The 553-nt window shown below is 66.0% G+C and carries 1 protein-coding gene; it reads left to right on the top strand.

Features of this window, described 5'->3' with window-relative positions:
• Positions 1-291: 291 nt before the first annotated feature.
• Positions 292-553 (top strand): helix-turn-helix domain-containing protein (locus ABGB14_RS50040; RefSeq protein WP_347650967.1); only part of this gene is annotated, 262 nt, incomplete at its 3' end.

The following is a 553-nucleotide window of genomic DNA, read 5'->3' as shown; positions in this document are numbered from 1 at the left end:
TTGTTCTCGTCACACAGACATGATCACGAGCGGCTGCTCTCGTTGTATGGGTATCCCACCAGAAACTCACACTGGCCCGGCACCACGTCGTCCCAGCTCACACAGCAAATGGCGGCTGCCGTACTAGGGGACCGTCGCCTTGAAGCGACGAGGGAATCGGGAGTGGGAGGGCCGTCAAGGCGAGCGTGCCCTGACTTGTCGGGGCCGCACATCACGGATGTCCTTCCTGATTTTGTCGGCACCAGCCGATATCGTGGCGTTGTCGTTACCCAGCGTGACGGGAGGTGGGGTGTGCGCAGGTCGTTCCGATTCCTGCTGCGTCCCACCGCCCGGCAGGCGGCGGCGCTCGCGGCATGCCTGGAGGACCACCGGCAGCTGTACAACGCCGCCTTGGAGCACCGGCGCACCGCCTATGCCAGGGCGGGGGTGAGCGTCCGGTACGGCGAGCAGTCGGCCGAGCTGAAACACATCCGCGCCGGTGATGCGGACGGGCAGGCGCGTTGGTCGTTCTCGTCCCAGCAGGCCACGCTGCGACGGCTCGACAAGGCGTTTC

Origin of the sequence: Nonomuraea sp. B10E15 (assembly GCF_039871615.1) — a bacterium.
Classification (GTDB): domain Bacteria; phylum Actinomycetota; class Actinomycetes; order Streptosporangiales; family Streptosporangiaceae; genus Nonomuraea.
The sequence above is the reverse complement of the archived record's forward strand: the minus strand, read 5'-3'. Positions and strand labels throughout refer to the sequence as shown.